The sequence below is a fragment of the Comamonas sp. w2-DMI genome (genome assembly GCF_040187735.1).
Taxonomy (GTDB): Bacteria; Pseudomonadota; Gammaproteobacteria; order Burkholderiales; family Burkholderiaceae_C; genus Comamonas; species Comamonas terrae.
Map to the genome: position 1 here is coordinate 1 of NZ_JBANEL010000087.1, position 850 is coordinate 850.

An 850-nucleotide genomic window follows, 5' to 3' on the forward strand; every position below is an offset into this window, starting at 1 on the left:
CTAGGCTGAATCGACATTCAGAGCGATGCGCATGGGAGATGAGACGATACAGGCAGGAGGAAACCAGCCTAAATGTCTCGTCCCAGCCGCTACGAACTGACAGATCACCAATGGGAACGTCTTGAGGGTTTGCTGCCCGGCAAAGTCTCGGATCCTGGGCGCAGTGGCGCAGACAACCGTGTCTTCGTCAATGGCGTGCTCTGGGTACTGCGCTCGGGCGCGCGCTGGAGCGACCTGCCGCAGCGCTACGGCAAGTACAAGAGCGTGCATAAGCGCTTCACGCGCTGGGCCGCTGCCGGTGTCTGGGAGCAGGTGTTTGCCGTGTTGGTCAAGGATAGGGGCAACCAGTACCTGTTGATAGACAGCACCATCGTTCGCGCTCACCAGCAAGCCGCGACTGGAAAAGGGGGGCCAAGAATCCGGCTCTGGGGCGTTCCCGAGGTGGGCTGAGCACAAAGATCCACATGGCCTGCGATGCTCAGGGCAGAGCCTTGAAATTGATCCTCACGCCTGGGCAAGTCAACGACATCACTCAGGCTCCAGAGTTACTCAAAGGACTCAGGCCAACGCATGTGCTTGCCGACAAGGGCTATGACAGCCGCGCCTTTGTGGCGCAGATCGAGGCGGCAGGCGCTCAAGCCGTGATTCCGCCGCGCAGTTGCCAGCAGCCGCGGCCCTTCGATGGCAAGCTATACCGGGCTCGCAATGCGATCGAGCGATGCTTCGGCCGACTCAAACAGTTCCGACGCATCGCCACGCGCTACGACCGCAAGGCCGCCCACTTCATGGCATTCCTCTGCCTCGCTGCAAGTCTGGCTTGGCTGACAGATTGAATGTCGATTCAGCCTAG

At 60.5% G+C, this 850-nt stretch carries 1 pseudogene; it reads left to right on the forward strand.

The window, feature by feature from the left end:
• Positions 1-72: 72 nt before the first annotated feature.
• A pseudogene (locus V8Z74_RS26205) lies at positions 73-833 on the forward strand (IS5 family transposase).
• The last annotated feature ends 17 nt before the right edge of the window (positions 834-850 follow it).